14 protein-coding genes are annotated in these 14819 nt (G+C 72.1%); 10 read left to right on the forward strand and 4 right to left on the reverse strand.

Annotated elements, in window-relative coordinates; genetic code table 11:
- Positions 1-159: 159 nt before the first annotated feature.
- From ACIA6C_RS08030 to ACIA6C_RS08060, 7 genes are all read left to right on the forward strand, one after another.
- Positions 160-1440 carry an amino acid deaminase gene (locus ACIA6C_RS08030; protein WP_399273689.1) on the forward strand — a complete coding sequence of 427 codons (1281 nt, stop codon included), beginning with the start codon at positions 160-162 and terminating at the stop codon, positions 1438-1440.
- Positions 1441-1447: 7 nt separating this feature from the next.
- Positions 1448-3010, forward strand: a complete 1563-nt coding sequence (locus ACIA6C_RS08035) for an amidohydrolase family protein (RefSeq protein ID WP_399273691.1) — start codon at positions 1448-1450, stop codon at positions 3008-3010.
- A 54-nt stretch (positions 3011-3064) separates the two neighbouring features.
- Positions 3065-4075, forward strand: coding sequence for a YdcF family protein (locus ACIA6C_RS08040; protein ID WP_366081371.1), 1011 nt, complete (start codon positions 3065-3067; stop codon positions 4073-4075).
- A gap of 104 nt (positions 4076-4179) precedes the next feature.
- Positions 4180-4374 carry a hypothetical protein gene (locus tag ACIA6C_RS08045; RefSeq protein ID WP_399273693.1) on the forward strand — a complete coding sequence of 65 codons (195 nt, stop codon included), beginning with the start codon at positions 4180-4182 and terminating at the stop codon, positions 4372-4374.
- Positions 4375-4525: 151 nt separating this feature from the next.
- Positions 4526-5008 carry a nitroreductase/quinone reductase family protein gene (locus ACIA6C_RS08050; protein WP_399273695.1) on the forward strand — a complete coding sequence of 161 codons (483 nt, stop codon included), beginning with the start codon at positions 4526-4528 and terminating at the stop codon, positions 5006-5008.
- A 255-nt stretch (positions 5009-5263) separates the two neighbouring features.
- Positions 5264-6475, forward strand: a complete 1212-nt coding sequence (locus ACIA6C_RS08055) for a pyridoxal phosphate-dependent aminotransferase (protein ID WP_399273697.1) — start codon at positions 5264-5266, stop codon at positions 6473-6475.
- Positions 6476-6631: 156 nt separating this feature from the next.
- Positions 6632-7024, forward strand: a complete 393-nt coding sequence (locus ACIA6C_RS08060; RefSeq protein ID WP_361129334.1) for a hypothetical protein — start codon at positions 6632-6634, stop codon at positions 7022-7024.
- Positions 7025-7193: 169 nt separating this feature from the next.
- Here ACIA6C_RS08060 and ACIA6C_RS08065 read toward each other — a convergent pair whose 3' ends face one another.
- The 3 genes from ACIA6C_RS08065 to ACIA6C_RS08075 all read right to left on the reverse strand — a co-directional run bounded on the left by ACIA6C_RS08065 (position 7194) and on the right by ACIA6C_RS08075 (position 10493).
- Positions 7194-7790, reverse strand: a complete 597-nt coding sequence (locus ACIA6C_RS08065; RefSeq protein WP_399273699.1) for a hypothetical protein — start codon at positions 7788-7790, stop codon at positions 7194-7196.
- Positions 7791-7999: 209 nt separating this feature from the next.
- On the reverse strand, positions 8000-8401 hold the full coding sequence (locus ACIA6C_RS08070) for a hypothetical protein (RefSeq protein WP_399273701.1): 402 nt from the start codon (positions 8399-8401) through the stop codon (positions 8000-8002).
- Between the two features lie 262 nt (positions 8402-8663).
- Positions 8664-10493: a phosphoenolpyruvate carboxykinase (GTP) gene (locus ACIA6C_RS08075; protein WP_399273703.1), complete on the reverse strand. Its 1830-nt coding sequence runs from the start codon at positions 10491-10493 to the stop codon at positions 8664-8666.
- Positions 10494-10713: 220 nt separating this feature from the next.
- Here ACIA6C_RS08075 and ACIA6C_RS08080 point away from each other — a divergent pair, with 220 nt between their 5' ends.
- A complete protein-coding gene (locus ACIA6C_RS08080; RefSeq protein ID WP_399273705.1) occupies positions 10714-11406 on the forward strand; it encodes a hemolysin III family protein in 693 nt (230 codons plus the stop codon).
- Between the two features lie 129 nt (positions 11407-11535).
- Here the strand turns inward: ACIA6C_RS08080 and ACIA6C_RS08085 are convergent, their stop codons facing one another.
- A complete protein-coding gene (locus ACIA6C_RS08085; RefSeq protein WP_399273707.1) occupies positions 11536-13587 on the reverse strand; it encodes a thioredoxin domain-containing protein in 2052 nt (683 codons plus the stop codon).
- Between the two features lie 411 nt (positions 13588-13998).
- Between ACIA6C_RS08085 and ACIA6C_RS08090 the strand changes: the two genes are divergently transcribed.
- The gene (locus ACIA6C_RS08090; RefSeq protein ID WP_399273709.1) at positions 13999-14271 is read left to right on the forward strand and encodes a hypothetical protein; all 273 of its coding nucleotides are present in this window, start codon (positions 13999-14001) and stop codon (positions 14269-14271) included.
- The gene (locus ACIA6C_RS08095; protein WP_399273711.1) at positions 14268-14675 is read left to right on the forward strand and encodes a PIN domain-containing protein; all 408 of its coding nucleotides are present in this window, start codon (positions 14268-14270) and stop codon (positions 14673-14675) included. Before ACIA6C_RS08090 ends, ACIA6C_RS08095 begins: the two co-directional genes overlap by 4 nt.
- The last annotated feature ends 144 nt before the right edge of the window (positions 14676-14819 follow it).

A 14819-nucleotide genomic window follows, 5' to 3' on the forward strand; every position in this document is an offset into this window, starting at 1 on the left:
TAGGGTCCCGTACGGCCCTCGTGCGGCCCTCGTACGGCCCGTCGCCGCAGCGGCGTCGGGAACCGGCCCCCGTTGCCCCGTCGTCAACGGGGATGTTAGACAGCAACGGGTACCACCTGCAACGAACGTCGCGCACCACGCGACGCGAGAGGATTCCGCATGGGCAGCGACGCAGTCCGACGGCTCGCCGACGAACCGGTGGACCACCGGTTCAAGGGCCTCCCTCCGGACGCGGAGCGCTCCGCCCTGACCGTGGGTCAGCTGGCCGCCGAGCGCCGCGACCTGTTCACGGGCGGCTTCACCACCCCCGTCCTCACCCTCGACGCGGACGCGCTCGCCCACAACCTGGCCGCACTGGAGACCTACGCCCAGCGCCACGGGCTGTCCTTCGCCCCGCACGGCAAGACCTGCATGGCCCCGCAGCTGTTCCGGCGCCAGCTGGAGCACGGCGCCTGGGGCATCACGGCTGCCGTGCCGCACCAGGCCCGCGTCTACCGCGCGTTCGGCATCCGGCGGATCTTCCTCGCGAACGAGCTCGTCGACCCCGCCGCCCTGCACTGGGTCGCCGCGGAACTCGCCGCCGACCCCTCGTTCCGCTTCGTCTGCTACGTCGACTCCGTGCGCGGCGTGCGGCTGATGGACCGGGCCCTCGCGGGCCGGGGCGCCACCGTCGACGTCGTCGTGGAACTCGGCGCCGGGGAGGGTGCCCGCACGGGCGCCCGTACCGAGGACGACTGCCGCGCCGTCGCCGACGCCGTCGCGCAGAGCGAGGCCCTGCGCCTGGTCGGCGTCGCCGGGTACGAGGCGGAGGTGCCGGACGCCGGTCCGGACTCCGTGCACGCGTACCTGCGCCGGCTCACCGGCCTCGCCGTCGAGTTCGACAAGGCGGGCCGGTTCTCCGCGGACCTGGAGGAGATCGTCGTCAGCGCGGGCGGCTCGTCCTGGTTCGACGCCGTCGCCGACGTGTTCGCGGAGCTGCCGGAGCTGTCCCGGCCGACGCTGCGGCTCCTGCGCTCGGGCGCGTACGTCTCCCACGACCACGGCTGGTACACCCGCCTGACGCCCTTCAACCGCCACCCCGAGGAGGGCGGGCTGCGCCCCGCGTTCCGGCTGTGGACGCAGGTCGTCTCCCGCCCCTCCCCCACCCAGGCCTTCGTCAACGCCGGCAAGCGGGACATCGCCTACGACCTCGGGCTGCCCGAGGCGGAGCTGGTGCGGGACCCGCTCGACGGCGTGGAGCGGCCCGCCACCGGGATCCGGGTGGTCAAACTCTCCGACCAGCACGCCTGGCTGGAGACCGACTCCGCCGACGACCTCCAGGTGGGCGACTGGGTGGCGCTGGGCATGTCCCACCCCTGCACCATCTTCGAGAAGTGGCCGCTGATCCCCTTGGTGGAGTCGGACGGCACGGTCGGCGACTACGTCCGCACCTTCTTCTAGGCGCGGCGTGGACCTGGTGATCCGGGGGGCCCGCGTCGTGGACGGCACGGGCGGCCCCCCGTACACCGCGGACGTCGCCGTCCACGAGGGCCGGATCGAGGCGATCGGCCGGATCCGGGCGGGCGGCCGGCGCACCCTCGACGCCGACGGCCTGGTGCTGGCCCCGGGCTTCGTGGACATGCACGCCCACAGCGACCTGGCCCTGCTGCGCGATCCGGACCACAGCGCGAAGGCCGCCCAGGGCGTGACGCTGGAGGTCCTCGGCCAGGACGGCCTGTCCTACGCGCCCGCCGACGACCGCACCCTCGCCGGGGTCCGGGCGGCGATCGCGGGCTGGAACGGCCCCGGGGACGACATCGACTTCGACTGGCGCACCGTCGGCGGGTACCTGGACCGGCTCGACTCCACCGGCATCGCGGTCAACGCCGCCTACCTCGTGCCGCAGGGCACCGTGCGCGCGTACGCGGTCGGCTGGGACGACCGCCCGGCCACCCCCGCCGAGCTCGACCGGATGCGGACGCTCGTCGCCGAGGGCCTGGCCGAAGGCGCCGTCGGCATGTCCTCCGGTCTCACCTACACGCCCGGCATGTACGCCGACGGCGCCGAACTGGGCGAGCTGTGCCGGGTGGTGGCCCGGCACGGCGGCTACTACTGCCCACACCACCGCTCGTACGGGCGCGGCGCCCTGGCCGCCTACGCCGAGATGATCGCCCTGGCCCGCGGGACGGACTGCGCCCTGCACCTGGCGCACGCCACCATGAACTTCGCCGAGAACCGGGGCCGGGCCGGGGAGCTCCTGGCCCTCCTCGACCGGGCCTCGGCCGAGGGCGTCGACCTGACCCTCGACAGCTACCCGTACACCCCCGGCTGCACCACCCTCGCCGCCCTGCTGCCGAGCTGGGCGGGCGCGGGCGGCCCCGAAGCCGTGCTCGACCGGCTCCGCGACGACTGCGAGGCCGCACGGATCCGGCACGCGCTGGAGGTGACCGGCTCCGACGGCTGCCACGGGGTTCCGGTGGACTGGTCGGCGGTCGAGGTGTCCGGAGTGGTGAACCCCGCCTTCGGCGCGTACGTCGGCACCCGCCTGCGCGACTGGGAGCAGGCGCGCCGACTGCTGCTCGGGGACCGGCTGCGGCCCACCGTCCTGCAGCACGTGGGCCACGAGGAGAACGTCCGGGCGATCATGCGCCACCCCGCGCACACCGGCGGTTCCGACGGCATCCTCCAGGGCGCGAAGCCCCACCCGAGGGCGTACGGCACCTTCGCGCACTACCTCGGCCGGTACGTGCGCGAGCTGGGCGTGCTGTCGCTGGAGGAGTGCGTGGCGCACCTCGCGGGCCGTCCGGCGGCCCGGCTGCGCCTGCCCGACCGGGGCCTGGTCCGCGCCGGCTACCGCGCCGACCTGGTGCTCTTCGACGCGGACACGGTGGCCGCGGGGTCGACGTACGAGAACCCGCGGGTGCTGCCCACCGGAATCCCGCACGTCCTGATCGACGGCCGCTTCGTGATGCGCGACGGGCGCAGGACGGACGTGCTCGCCGGGCGCGCGATCCGCAGGACGCCGCCGTAGGGGCCGTGGCCCTGGGCCCGGGACCGTTCACCGGCGGCGCCTACGATGACCGGCATGATCGCTTTCGCCCCGGCCGCAGTGCTGTTCGTCTTCCTCTGCCTGAGTGTGCGCGAGGACAGGCGGCGCTTTCGCAACGCGGTCCTGCTGGGGCTGACATTCGTCAGCCTGGCGCTGGCGCTGCTCTCGCGGATCGCGCAGCTGCCACAGGCCCTCGCGGTGCCCCTGGTGCTCGCCGTGCTGCTGCTGCCGGCGCTCGGGGTGGTGGCGCTCGCCTGCTTCCTCCTCGCCAACGGCGTGACGATGGTGCGCAAGGAGGGCCGCAGCCTCGGCAACCTGCTGTCGCTGCTGGCCGGCCTCGCGATCTTCGGGGTGCTCGCGCTGGCACTCGTCACCGTGCTGAGCGGCTCGGGCAAGCTGGCCGGGATGACCGCGATGGTGGTCATGGTCGCCGCCTACGTCTCGTTCCTCTTCCTCTGCTTCCTCGCGTACGCCTACCTCTACGGCCGGATCAAGGTGCGCGGCGACGTCGACTACGTGGTCATGCTGGGCTCCGGCCTGGTGTGCGGCGACCGGGTGCCGCCCCTGCTGGCCTCCCGGCTGCGCAAGGGCAAGCAGATCTACGAGGCCCAGCGCGCCCGGGGCGGCCGGACGCCGGTGCTGCTGCCGTCGGGCGGGAAGGGCTCGGACGAGAAGGTCGCCGAGGCGCGCGCCATGGCGGACTGGCTGGTCGCGGAGGGCGTCCCCGCGGAGCACGTGCGGCTGGAGGACCGCTCCCGTACGACGGAGGAGAACCTCTCCCTCAGCGCGGCCATCATGGCCGGGGCCACGCCGGGGTACAGGTGCGTGGTCGTGACCAACAACTTCCACGCCTTCCGGGCGGCGATGATGGCCCGCAAGGCCGGGGTCAACGGGCAGGTGGTGGGTTCGCCGACAGCCGCGTACTTCTGGCCGAGCGCGACGATCCGCGAGTTCGCTGCGGTGTTCATGGAGCACAAGCGGGTCAACCTGGCCGTGTGCGGGTCGCTGCTCGCGCTGGGCGTGGTGCTGACGCTGGTGGTGCACTGAGGTCGGTTTCGCGCCGATTCGCCGCGATGTGTCGGTCGACGTGCGCTCATGGCGTGCCCATCGGAGGATGATGGGAAACGGGGACACCCCCGAGGAGGTACGCGATGGAACGTGAATCGGACCAGCAGCCCCAGACCGACGACCGCCCGTCCAAGCTGTGGACCGGCGGCGAGCGGCCTTACGACCCCGAGGACCTCGTCATGGCGACGGGCGCCGACCCGACTCCGGAGCGGGTCGAGAAGGCCCGGAAGATGATCGAGCGCGAGGGGCCGTCGGTGATCGAACGCTACCTGCCGTAGACACGGGGCAGGTCCACGACGCCGCTCCCGGCCCGCGCCACCCGGCCGGACCGGGGGCGGCGCTCTTGTGCGGCGCGCCGGGCGAAACCACGCGGCGCCCGGCGTCGTTAGGCCGCCGGGGGACCCCGGGGGGCCGAAGCCGGAGGACGCCGTGTTGCAGACCGTCACCCAGTCGCAGACCCTCACCGTCGACTGGGACCACCCCGCCGATCCCCGGCCGGGCCGCGCCCTGGACCACGTACGGGCCTATGTCGCTTCGGGGGGCCTCGACGGCCATCTCTGGCACGGGATCCCGACCCTGCTGCTCACCACGGTCGACCGCGAGCGGCACCGCACCGTGCGCACCCCGCTGGTCTACGCCCGCGACGGCGGCCGCCACCTGGTCGTGGCCGCCGGCCCTGTGCCGGGCGACCCGGCCCCGCAGTGGTACGCGCACCTCGTCGCGCACCCCGAGGTGCGGCTCCAGGTCGGCGCCCTCTCCTTCCAGGCGACGGCCCGCACGGCGGACGCGGTGGAGCGGGAGACGTACTGGGAGGCGCTGACCGCGCTCTGGCCCGCGTACGAGGACCACCAGGCGGCCGCGGCGCCCCGCGAGGTGCCGCTCGTGATCCTGGACCGGCTCGCCCACCCGTAGGGGTGGCCCGGCCCCCGCCGGGCGAGCGTGGCCCTGCCGGCCGCTCCCCCACCGGGCGGGGTGATCCGCGCAACACCTGCGCGGCCGGCCGGTTTCGGCGGTGGGCGTTCCGCAGGGTGGAGCGGGGGCTCGGCCAGGGTTTCCAAGGAGGGCGCGCGGCTTGGCCTCCGCATCTCCCGAAACGGGGCAAAGCGGCCGCGTAGCCGGTGCCGGAATAAAGCGGCGCGGGCGGCGCGGGGACCGTAAGCTCCCGTCATGCAGGTGATCCAGTCAACGAAACTCGCCAATGTCTGCTACGAGATCCGCGGCCCCGTCCTCGAAGAGGCGATGCGGCTCGAAGCGGCAGGTCATCGCATCCTCAAGCTGAACACCGGCAACCCCGCGGCCTTCGGCTTCGAGTGCCCGCCGGAGATCCTTGAGGACATGCTCCGCAACCTGGGCACCGCCCACGGCTACGGGGACGCGAAGGGGCTGCTCTCCGCGCGGCGCGCGGTCATGCAGCACTACCAGACCAAGGGAATCGAGCTGGACGTCGAGGACGTCTACCTCGGCAACGGCGTCTCCGAGCTGATCCAGATGTCGATGCAGGCACTGCTGGACGACGGGGACGAGGTACTGGTCCCGGCACCGGACTACCCGCTGTGGACGGCCTCGGTCAGCCTCGCCGGCGGCACGGCCGTGCACTACCGGTGCGACGAGCAGTCCGACTGGATGCCGGACCTCGCGGACATCGAGCGCAAGATCACCGACCGCACCCGCGCCCTCGTGATCATCAACCCGAACAACCCGACCGGCGCCGTCTACGACGACGAGATGCTGCGCGGCCTGACCGACATCGCGCGCCGCCACGACCTGGTCGTCTGCTCGGACGAGATCTACGACCGGATCCTGTACGACGGGGCCACCCACACCAACACCGCCGCCATCGCGCCGGACGTGCTGACCCTCACCTTCAACGGGCTCTCGAAGAACTACCGCGTCGCCGGCTACCGGGCCGGCTGGATGGCGGTCTGCGGCCCCAAGAAGCACGCCTCCTCGTACATCGAGGGTCTGACGATCCTGGCGAACATGCGGCTGTGCGCCAACATGCCCTCCCAGCACGCCGTGGCCACCGCGCTCGGCGGCCGGCAGTCGATCAACGACCTCGTGCTGCCGGGCGGCCGGCTGCGCGAACAGCGCGACGCGGCCTACGACCTGCTGACGCAGATCCCCGGCATCAGTTGCGTGAAGCCCAAGGGCGCGCTGTACCTGTTCCCGAAGCTGGACCCGGCGGTCTACAAGATCAAGGACGACCGGCAGATGGTCCTCGACCTGCTGCGGGCCGAGAAGATCATGGTCGTGCACGGCACGGGCTTCAACTGGCCCGAACCCGACCACTTCCGGATCGTCACGCTGCCGAACGCCAAGGACCTGGCGGACGCGGTCACCCGGATCGGCAACTTCCTGGACGGCTACGGGCAGCTCTGAGCGCGCCGGGGGGCCCGCTCCGGCGGGCTCCGGGACCGCACCCGCGGCTCCAGGATCGCTCCCGGCTCGCCGGAGACTCGAGTCTCGCCGGATCGAGCACAACTTTAGAACGGATCCAATGTAGGATGGTCTCCTGACCCCGCAGGAGGCCTCCTCATGTACGAGCCGATCCGCACCAAGTCGGTCGTCCACCGCATGGCCGGCGGCCGCACCGACTACCCGCACCGCAGCCGCGGCGAAGCCCTGGACATCCAGCTCGCCGGGCACCTCGCGGCGCTGCTGGCCGTCACCGACGAACTCGGGCTCGGCGACGCCGCCGCCCGCATCGCCGACCAGGTCACACGGCTGCGCGGGGCCCGCCCCGCGCGGGCGGCCCACGGGCAGCCGTCGAACCCCGCCGACCTGCACCGGCGGGCCCACGACCTCGCAGGCCGGGCGCTGCTCGTCGCCGCGTCCCGGGCCGACACCACCGTCGCGATCCTCGCCGCCGAGCGCATGGACGCCCACGCCGCCGCCCTGGAGTCCCAGGACCGGGCCGGCGCCCTCTGACGGCCCCGGTCCGGGGCCGCGGAGGCTCCGGACCGGGCGCCACGTACGTCCACGCGGCGGGGGTGCGGCGCACCCGGTCCCCCCGCGTTCCCCGTGTCCCGGCGTGCGCCGGCCGACCGTGGCCGCCGCCTTCCGGCAACGGCGGCCGGCGCCACGGGCGTTGGGCCGATCAGCTGGAGGGGCGCAGGTTCCAGGTGGTGAGTTCGCCTTCGACCAGGCCGTACGAGCCTTCGTTGGAGCGGGTCCCGGTGACCTTGAGGACACCGATCGGGGACTTCTCGTTGACCAGGCACACGACGTCCCCCTCGGCCACCGTCACGTTGGAACGCGACTGGGTCGCCAACAGGTCCCTGCAGCCCTGGGCGGTGGGGGCCTCGGCATTGGTCCACAGTGCGACGGTGCCCTTGACCTCCATCGAGCTCTCGCCGCTGCGCCCGGCCGCGGGGCGGATGCCGAAGCCGGACTTGGCGCTCTGCGGCGGGATCGTGTTGAGGTCGATGCCCTCCAGCCCGAGGACCACCTTGCCGGTCCACCGGACGGAGCCGGCCGTCGACCCGGCAGCCGAGGACCCGGCGCCCGACGAGGCGGTGCCACCGGCCGGGGGCTGGCTCGCAACGGTCACCGACGAGGCGGGCGGTACCGCCGAAGGCGCAGGCGGCGGCGAGCCGTTGGAGAAGGCGGCGATGGCGCTCGCCACACCCGCGATCGCGCTGACCACGGCGGCCCCGGCCGCCCAGAGCTTGGCATGGGAGCGGCCCGTGGACACGGGTACCGACGCGGCCGACGGCAAGTACGGCGGCGGCGCCGGATGTTGCGACGGGTATTGCGACGGATCCTGCACGATTCCCCCTGAGCGATCGACCTCCGTGACGATAGCAATTCCACCACGCCGATCCGAGCACCGTTCGGCGATCAGCCGCGCCCGGACGGTCCCCGGGACGGGCCGCCCGCAACCCCGCTCGCCGTACCCGCCGCTCACCCCGGCCCGACCCCCGCCACCCCGCACCACGGCCGGGTCGACGGGGGCCAGACCGGGCCGATGACTTCCGTGCGGGACGCGGTGTCGGGGGTGAGGCCCGGGAGGGCGGCGAGGGCGCGGGCGGTGCGGGCGTCCGGGGCGGGGGGCGGGCTGTCGCGGAACTCGACCGTGACCACGTACGAGCCCGTACCCCGGCCCTCGACCACCGCCACCACGCGCCGGCTCGGCGGGTCGATGCGGCACTCGGTGATCCGTACGTCCGGCGGCGCCACGGCCGCACGCGCACCGTCGCCGCCGCTCGCCCACACGTACAGCCCCAGCGGGGCGAACACCAGGAGTCCGGCCAGCACCACCAGGCCGACCAGCCAGCCCTGCCACTTCAACGCGCTCACGCCCATGGCCCGATCCTCCCCGGCGCCCGCCCGGCCCACCAGCACCCGCGGGCCCACACAGCATTTCGAAGCCCGCATCCGTGGGACGCGTCCTCGGCTTGCCGCATGTCCCCGAGTGCGTGCAGACGAGGCGGAACGCGTGACGGCGGGCCTCCGGGAAGCGGAGGCCCGCCGTCGGCAGACGCGTACGACGTAGCCGCAGGACCGGGGCCGGTCCTGAGCCCGCGATCACCCCTGCAAGATCAGGGGACCGCGGGGATCAGGGGCCTCAGCCCAGGCGCTCGACCAGCGCGTGGTACTGGTCCCACAGTTCCTTCGGCGTGTGGTCGCCGTAGGTGTTCAGGTGCTCGGGGACCAGGGAGGCCTCGTCGCGCCAGACCTCCTTGTCGACGGTGAGCAGGAAGTCCAGGTCGGCCTCGGGGAGGTCCAGGCCGTCCAGGTCGAGGGAGTCCTTGGTCGGCAGGATGCCAATGGGGGTCTCGACGCCGGCGGCCTTGCCGTCGAGGCGCTCGACGATCCACTTGAGGACGCGGCTGTTCTCGCCGAAGCCGGGCCACACGAACTTGCCCGCGTCGTTCTTGCGGAACCAGTTCACGTAGTAGATCTTCGGGAGCTTGGACTGGTCCTTGCCCTTGGCCACGTCGACCCAGTGGCCCATGTAGTCGCCCATGTTGTAGCCGCAGAACGGCAGCATGGCGAACGGGTCGCGGCGCAGCTCGCCGACCTTGCCCTCGGCGGCGGCGGTCTTCTCGGAGGCGATGTTCGAGCCGATGAAGACGCCGTGGTTCCAGTCGAAGGACTCGGTCACCAGCGGCACGGCGGAGGCGCGGCGGCCGCCGAAGAGGATCGCCGAGACCGGGACGCCCTTGGGGTCCTCCCACTCGGGGGCGATCGTCGGGCACTGCGAGGCCGGGACGGCGAAGCGGGCGTTGGGGTGGGCGGCCGGCGTCCCGGACGCCGGGGTCCAGGCGTTGCCCTTCCAGTCGATGAGCTCGGCCGGGGGCTCCTCGGTCATGCCCTCCCACCAGACGTCGGAGCCGTCCGGGGTGAGCGCGACGTTGGTGAAGACGGTGTTCGCGTACATCGTCTTCATCGCGTTGGCGTTGGTGTGCTCGCCGGTGCCGGGCGCGACGCCGAAGAAGCCGGCCTCGGGGTTGATCGCGTAGAGGCGGCCGTCCTCACCGAACCGCATCCAGGCGATGTCGTCGCCGATGGTCTCGACCGTCCAGCCGGGGATCGTGGGCTCCAGCATGGCGAGGTTGGTCTTGCCACAGGCGGACGGGAACGCGGCCGCGACGTACTTCGCCTCGCCCTGCGGCGGGGTGAGCTTGAGGATCAGCATGTGCTCGGCGAGCCAGCCCTCGTCGCGGGCCATGACGGAGGCGATGCGCAGCGCGTAGCACTTCTTGCCGAGCAGCGCGTTGCCGCCGTAGCCGGAGCCGTAGGACCAGATCTCGCGGGTCTCCGGGAAGTGCGAGATGTACTTGGTGGTGTTGCACGGCCACGGGACGTCGGCCTCGCCCTCGGCGAGCGGAGCGCCGAGGGTGTGGACGGCCTTGACGAAGAACCCGTCGGTGCCCAGCTCGTCGAGGACGGCCTTGCCCATGCGGGTCATGGTGCGCATGGCGACGGCGACGTAGGCGGAGTCGGTGATCTCGACGCCGATCGCGGAGAGCTCGGAGCCGAGGGGGCCCATGCAGAAGGGCACGACGTACATCGTGCGGCCCTTCATGGAACCGCGGAAGATCCCCTTCTCCCCCGCGAACAGCTCCTTCATCTCGGAAGGGGCCTTCCAGTGGTTGGTCGGGCCCGCGTCCTCCTCCTTCTCGGAGCAGATGAAGGTCCGGTCCTCGACGCGCGCGACGTCGGACGGGTCGGAGGCGGCGTAGTACGAGTTCGGGCGCTTGGCCGGGTCGAGCTTCCTGAACGTGCCCTTGGAGACGAGCTCCTCGCACAGGCGCTCGTACTCGGCCTCGGAGCCGTCGCACCAGACGACCTGGTCCGGCTCGGTGAGGGCCGCGATCTCATCGACCCAGGAAATGAGCTCCGTGTGGTTCGTCGGGACGGAAGTGGTGGGAGCCGCGTTGTCGCGCGCCACGATTGCTCCTTGTTGAGGGGTTTGTTTGGTGTATGCCCCGTGGGGGCTGCGACCCGGACGCTTCGCGCTCCGCTCATCCGGTGCCGACCGCACTCATCTGATCATCCGGTGCGTATGCGCATATGTCCAGAGGGCTTCTCACGTGAGCATCGCCACTCCCGTCAATCTTCCGTAAAGAGCATTAACGGAAACCTACGGACCCGTAGGTAGCATGTGCGGTATGACTTCTGACGCCTCCGCCGTGGCCGAAACAGCCCCTCAGGCTCCGGTGGGACCAGCGGAACTCAAGCCGCTCATGCGCGGTTGGCTGCACACCGGAATGTTCCCGGCCGTGGTCGTCGCGGGCCTCGTACTGATGGCGTTCACCGACACCACCAAGGCCCGACTGGCCTGTGGTGTCTATGTACTGACGGCCTGCCTGCTCTTCGGCGTGAGCGCCGTCTACCACCGCGGCACCTGGGGGCCGCGGGGCGAGGCCGTGCTGCGGCGGCTCGATCACGCCAACATCTTCCTGATCATCGCAGGCACCTATACCCCGCTGACGGTGCTCCTCCTCCCCGCCTCCACCGGACGGACGCTCCTGTGGGCGGTCTGGATCGCCGCGGCGGCCGGGATCGCCTTCCGCGTCTTCTGGGTCGGCGCGCCGCGGTGGCTGTACACGCCCTGCTACATAGCGATGGGCTGGGCGGCCGTCTTCTTCCTGCCCGACTTCCTGCGGACCGGCGGCATCGCGGTCCTGGTCCTCGTGATCGCCGGCGGCCTGCTCTACAGCATCGGGGGCGTCATCTACGGGATGAAGCGCCCCAACCCCTCACCCCGCTTCTTCGGCTTCCACGAGGTGTTCCACTCGCTGACGCTCGCCGCGTTCGTCGCGCACTACGTCGGCATCTCGATCGCCGCGTACCAGCACTGACGGTCATGCCCTGACGGTCGGGGCATGACCGTCAGGGCATGACCGTCGGGGCGGGACCGTCAGGGCATGACCGTCGGGGCGGGACCGTCAGGGCGTGACCGTCAGGGCGTGACCGTCAGGGCGTGACCGTCAGGGCGTGACCGGGCCCAACTGTTCCGCGAGCTCGGCCGGTTCCGTCGTGGGCCGCGCACAGACGAAGTGCCGGCACACGTACGCGGCCGGCCGGCCCTCGACCACACCCCGGCCGGTCAGCAGCGGGAACTCCCCGGCGCCGTCCGTCCCCTGGGGCGGGCCCACCGCCACCACCGCCCCCGGCGCCGTCCCCAGCAGCGCCGTCCGGTGCAGCGCGGCCGTCGCCGGATCGTCCGGCTGCCCCACGACGGCCACCTCGCGCGGCCCGTCCAGCAGCGCCTCGGCGACCGCCAGCCCGTGCCCGATGAACCGCGGCACGCGCGGCCCGAGGGCGTGCACCACACCCAGCGCCCGCTCGGCCGCCGTACGGTGCGCCTCGGATCCGGTGTGCGCGGCGTACGACAGCAGCGCCCCGGCGGCGGCCGTCCAACCGGAGGGCGCCGCGGTGTCCGTGGGGTCCTGGGGACGCCGGATCAGCTGCTCGGCGTCGTGTGCGGTGTCGTACAGGGAGCCGTCCTCCGCGGTGAAGCGGTCCAGCACCAGGTCGAGAAGGAACCCGGCGAACTCCAGCCAGACCCCCTCGCCGGTGACGGCCCCCAGCGCGAGGAAGCCCTCCGCGACGTCGCCGTAGTCCTCCAGGACCCCCGCGTTGGCGCCCACCCGGCCGTCCCTGCTGGTCCGCGCCAGACGGGCCTTGCCGTCCATGTGCACCCGCACCAGGAGGTCGGCGGCCTCGGTGGCCCGCTCGATCAGGTCGGGCCGCTCGAAGTACGCCCCGCACTCGGCGAGCGCCGCGATGGCCAGCCCGTTCCAGGCGGCGACCACCTTGTCGTCCCGGCCCGGTGCCGGACGCCGCACCCGCGCGGCGAGCAGCCGCTCCCTGATCCCGGCCGCCTTCGCCGCGTCCAGGACGGGTCCCTCCTGCGGCAGGGTCAGCACGGAGGTGCCGTGCTCGAAGTTCCCCTCGTCGCCGACCCCGAAGTACACGGCGGCCAGCGCCCCGTCGTCCTCCCCGAGCACCTCGGTCAGCTGCGCGGGGGTCCAGGCGTAGTACGCCCCCTCGACGTGCTTGCCGCTGGCCGGGTCCTCGCTGTCGGCGTCGAGCGCGGAGGCGAACCCGCCCTCGCGGGTGCGCAGCTCGCGGACCATGAAGTCGGCGGTCTCCAGCGCGACGCGCCGCGCGAGGTCCGATCCGGTGGCCCGCCACAGGTGCGCGTAGACCCGGCAGAGCAGCGCGTTGTCGTAGAGCATCTTCTCGAAGTGCGGCACGACCCAGTCCCGGTCCACCGAGTAGCGGGCGAACCCGCCGCCGAGCTGGTCGTAGATCCCGCCGCGGGCCATGGCCTCGCAGGTGTCGGCCGCCATCTGGAGGGCGCCTTCGGAGCCGGTGCGGGCGTGGTGGCGCAGCAGGAACTCCAGCACCATGGACGGCGGGAACTTCGGCGCGCCGCCGAACCCGCCGCGGGTGGCGTCGTACTCCCGCGTCAGCGCGAGCAGCGCCTGCGCCAGCTCCTCGCCACCGGGCGCGCCCGCCTTCCCGTAGTCGAGCTTGCGCCCGGCGAGGTCCCGCACGACGCGCTGGGCGACATCGGCCACCTCCTCGCGGCGATCGCCCCAGGCGGCGGACACGCCCTGGAGGATCTGCGTGAAGGAGGGCATCCCGTGCCGCGGCTCGGGCGGGTAGTAGGTGCCGAAGTAGAACGGCTCGGCGTCGGGCGTCAGGAAGACGGTCATGGGCCAGCCGCCCTGCCCGGTCGCCGCCTGCACCGCCTCCATGTAGACGGCGTCGACGTCGGGCCGCTCCTCGCGGTCCACCTTGATGTTCACGAAGTGCTCGTTCATGTACGCGGCGGTCGGCTCGTCCTCGAACGATTCGTGCGCCATCACGTGACACCAGTGGCAGCTGCTGTACCCGACGCTGAGCAGGACGGGCACCCCCCGCTCCCGCGCCTGCGCGAACGCCTCCGGGGACCAGGGCCACCAGTCGACGGGGTTGTCGGCGTGCTGCAGCAGATACGGCGAGGTCTCATGGGCGAGGCGGTTCGACATGGAGCCATCCTCGCGCACGAGGGCGACGAGTCCTGCGCGCGGCACAACGGTCCAGGCGACCACACGAGGCTGCGGGCGGTACCCGCGGCCCGGCTCCAGCAGGACGCGCACCCGGTCTCAGCAATCGGCTGCTACATCCGCGACCAGTTGGGACCGCGGCTGGGCGAACTCACCGCCTCCGCCCGATCCATTCGCGTTCGGACTCGGTCCTGGAATCCTGCGCGGCCTCGCCGACGTCGGTCCACACGACGCCGGCGAGGCTGCACGGCGGCTGTTTCAAGACCGCCGACGCGCCGGCGATCGGCTGCGAGAAGGCGCGGCTGACGTTGTAGTCGATCCCCCTTCACAGGGAGAAGCAATGAGGTACGGAGAACCTATCGCATGTAATAGAAGTTGTCTTACACTGGATCCATGAAGCCGACCCGAGCCGGGACCACCGAGAACATCTCCGTCTCCATGCCCGCCGAGCTGGTCAGTGAGCTCCGCGCTCGAACAGGTCGCCGCGGGCTGTCCAGCTACATCACCGAGGCTGTCAGGCACCAGCTCGCCATGGATGGCCTCGCCGAGATCGTGGCGTCACACGAAGAGGAACACGGCGCGCTCACAGAGCAGGAGATCGAAACTGCTCGTCGCGAACTCTTCGGTGAAGAGGACGCGCGGAACATCGCACGGGGCACCGCGTGAAGGAGCAGCCTGCCCGCTCTCTGGTGCTCGACTCGGAGGCGCTGTCCCTGCTCCTGCGCAATGACCGGAAGACGGCAGCTCGCATCGAGGCATCGCGGCAGGTCGGGGTGCCCGTCATCGTGTCTGTGCTGACCATCGTCGAAGCCGCGCAGGGGAAGACCGATCTGGCACGTTTGAGGTGGGTGCTCTCCCGGCTACGGGTGGAACCGGTCAGCCAGGAAGATTCCTTGACTGCGGTAGCGCTACTTCGGGACGCCGGCGGGCTGCACGGGCACAAGTACGCCATCGACGCCCTCGTCGCCGCACTCGCGCTCAGGGCCCCGGCCCCCGTGATCGTCCTGACATCCGACCGCGACGACTGGTCGAAGCTCTGCGGGGACCGCGTGATCATCAAAGAGGTGTGAGGCCGCGGACAGATCCGTCTGCGAATTCACTGGCACCAGTGGCAACTCGAACAGCCGACGCTCAGCAGCACCGGCACTCCCCCGCTCGGACGAGTCGGCCGCTGATGGCGCAGGGCCCGCGTCCCCGGCCCGCGGCACGGGCAG

The sequence above is a fragment of the Streptomyces sp. NPDC051578 genome, from assembly GCF_044454045.1.
Taxonomy (GTDB): Bacteria; Actinomycetota; Actinomycetes; order Streptomycetales; family Streptomycetaceae; genus Streptomyces.

Bases quoted from the DNA above. Each gene is read 5' to 3' on its own strand.
- ACIA6C_RS08060 (WP_361129334.1), top strand. From the start codon at position 6,632: ATGTACGAGCCGATCCGCACCAAGTCGGTCGTCCACCGCATGGCCGGC.
- ACIA6C_RS08070 (WP_399273701.1), bottom strand. From the start codon at position 8,401: ATGGGCGTGAGCGCGTTGAAGTGGCAGGGCTGGCTGGTCGGCCTGGTG.
- ACIA6C_RS08090 (WP_399273709.1), top strand. From the start codon at position 13,999: ATGAAGCCGACCCGAGCCGGGACCACCGAGAACATCTCCGTCTCCATG.
- ACIA6C_RS08055 (WP_399273697.1), top strand. From the start codon at position 5,264: ATGCAGGTGATCCAGTCAACGAAACTCGCCAATGTCTGCTACGAGATC.
- ACIA6C_RS08030 (WP_399273689.1), top strand. From the start codon at position 160: ATGGGCAGCGACGCAGTCCGACGGCTCGCCGACGAACCGGTGGACCAC.
- ACIA6C_RS08080 (WP_399273705.1), top strand. From the start codon at position 10,714: ATGACTTCTGACGCCTCCGCCGTGGCCGAAACAGCCCCTCAGGCTCCG.
- ACIA6C_RS08045 (WP_399273693.1), top strand. From the start codon at position 4,180: ATGGAACGTGAATCGGACCAGCAGCCCCAGACCGACGACCGCCCGTCC.
- ACIA6C_RS08085 (WP_399273707.1), bottom strand. From the start codon at position 13,587: ATGTCGAACCGCCTCGCCCATGAGACCTCGCCGTATCTGCTGCAGCAC.
- ACIA6C_RS08040 (WP_366081371.1), top strand. From the start codon at position 3,065: ATGATCGCTTTCGCCCCGGCCGCAGTGCTGTTCGTCTTCCTCTGCCTG.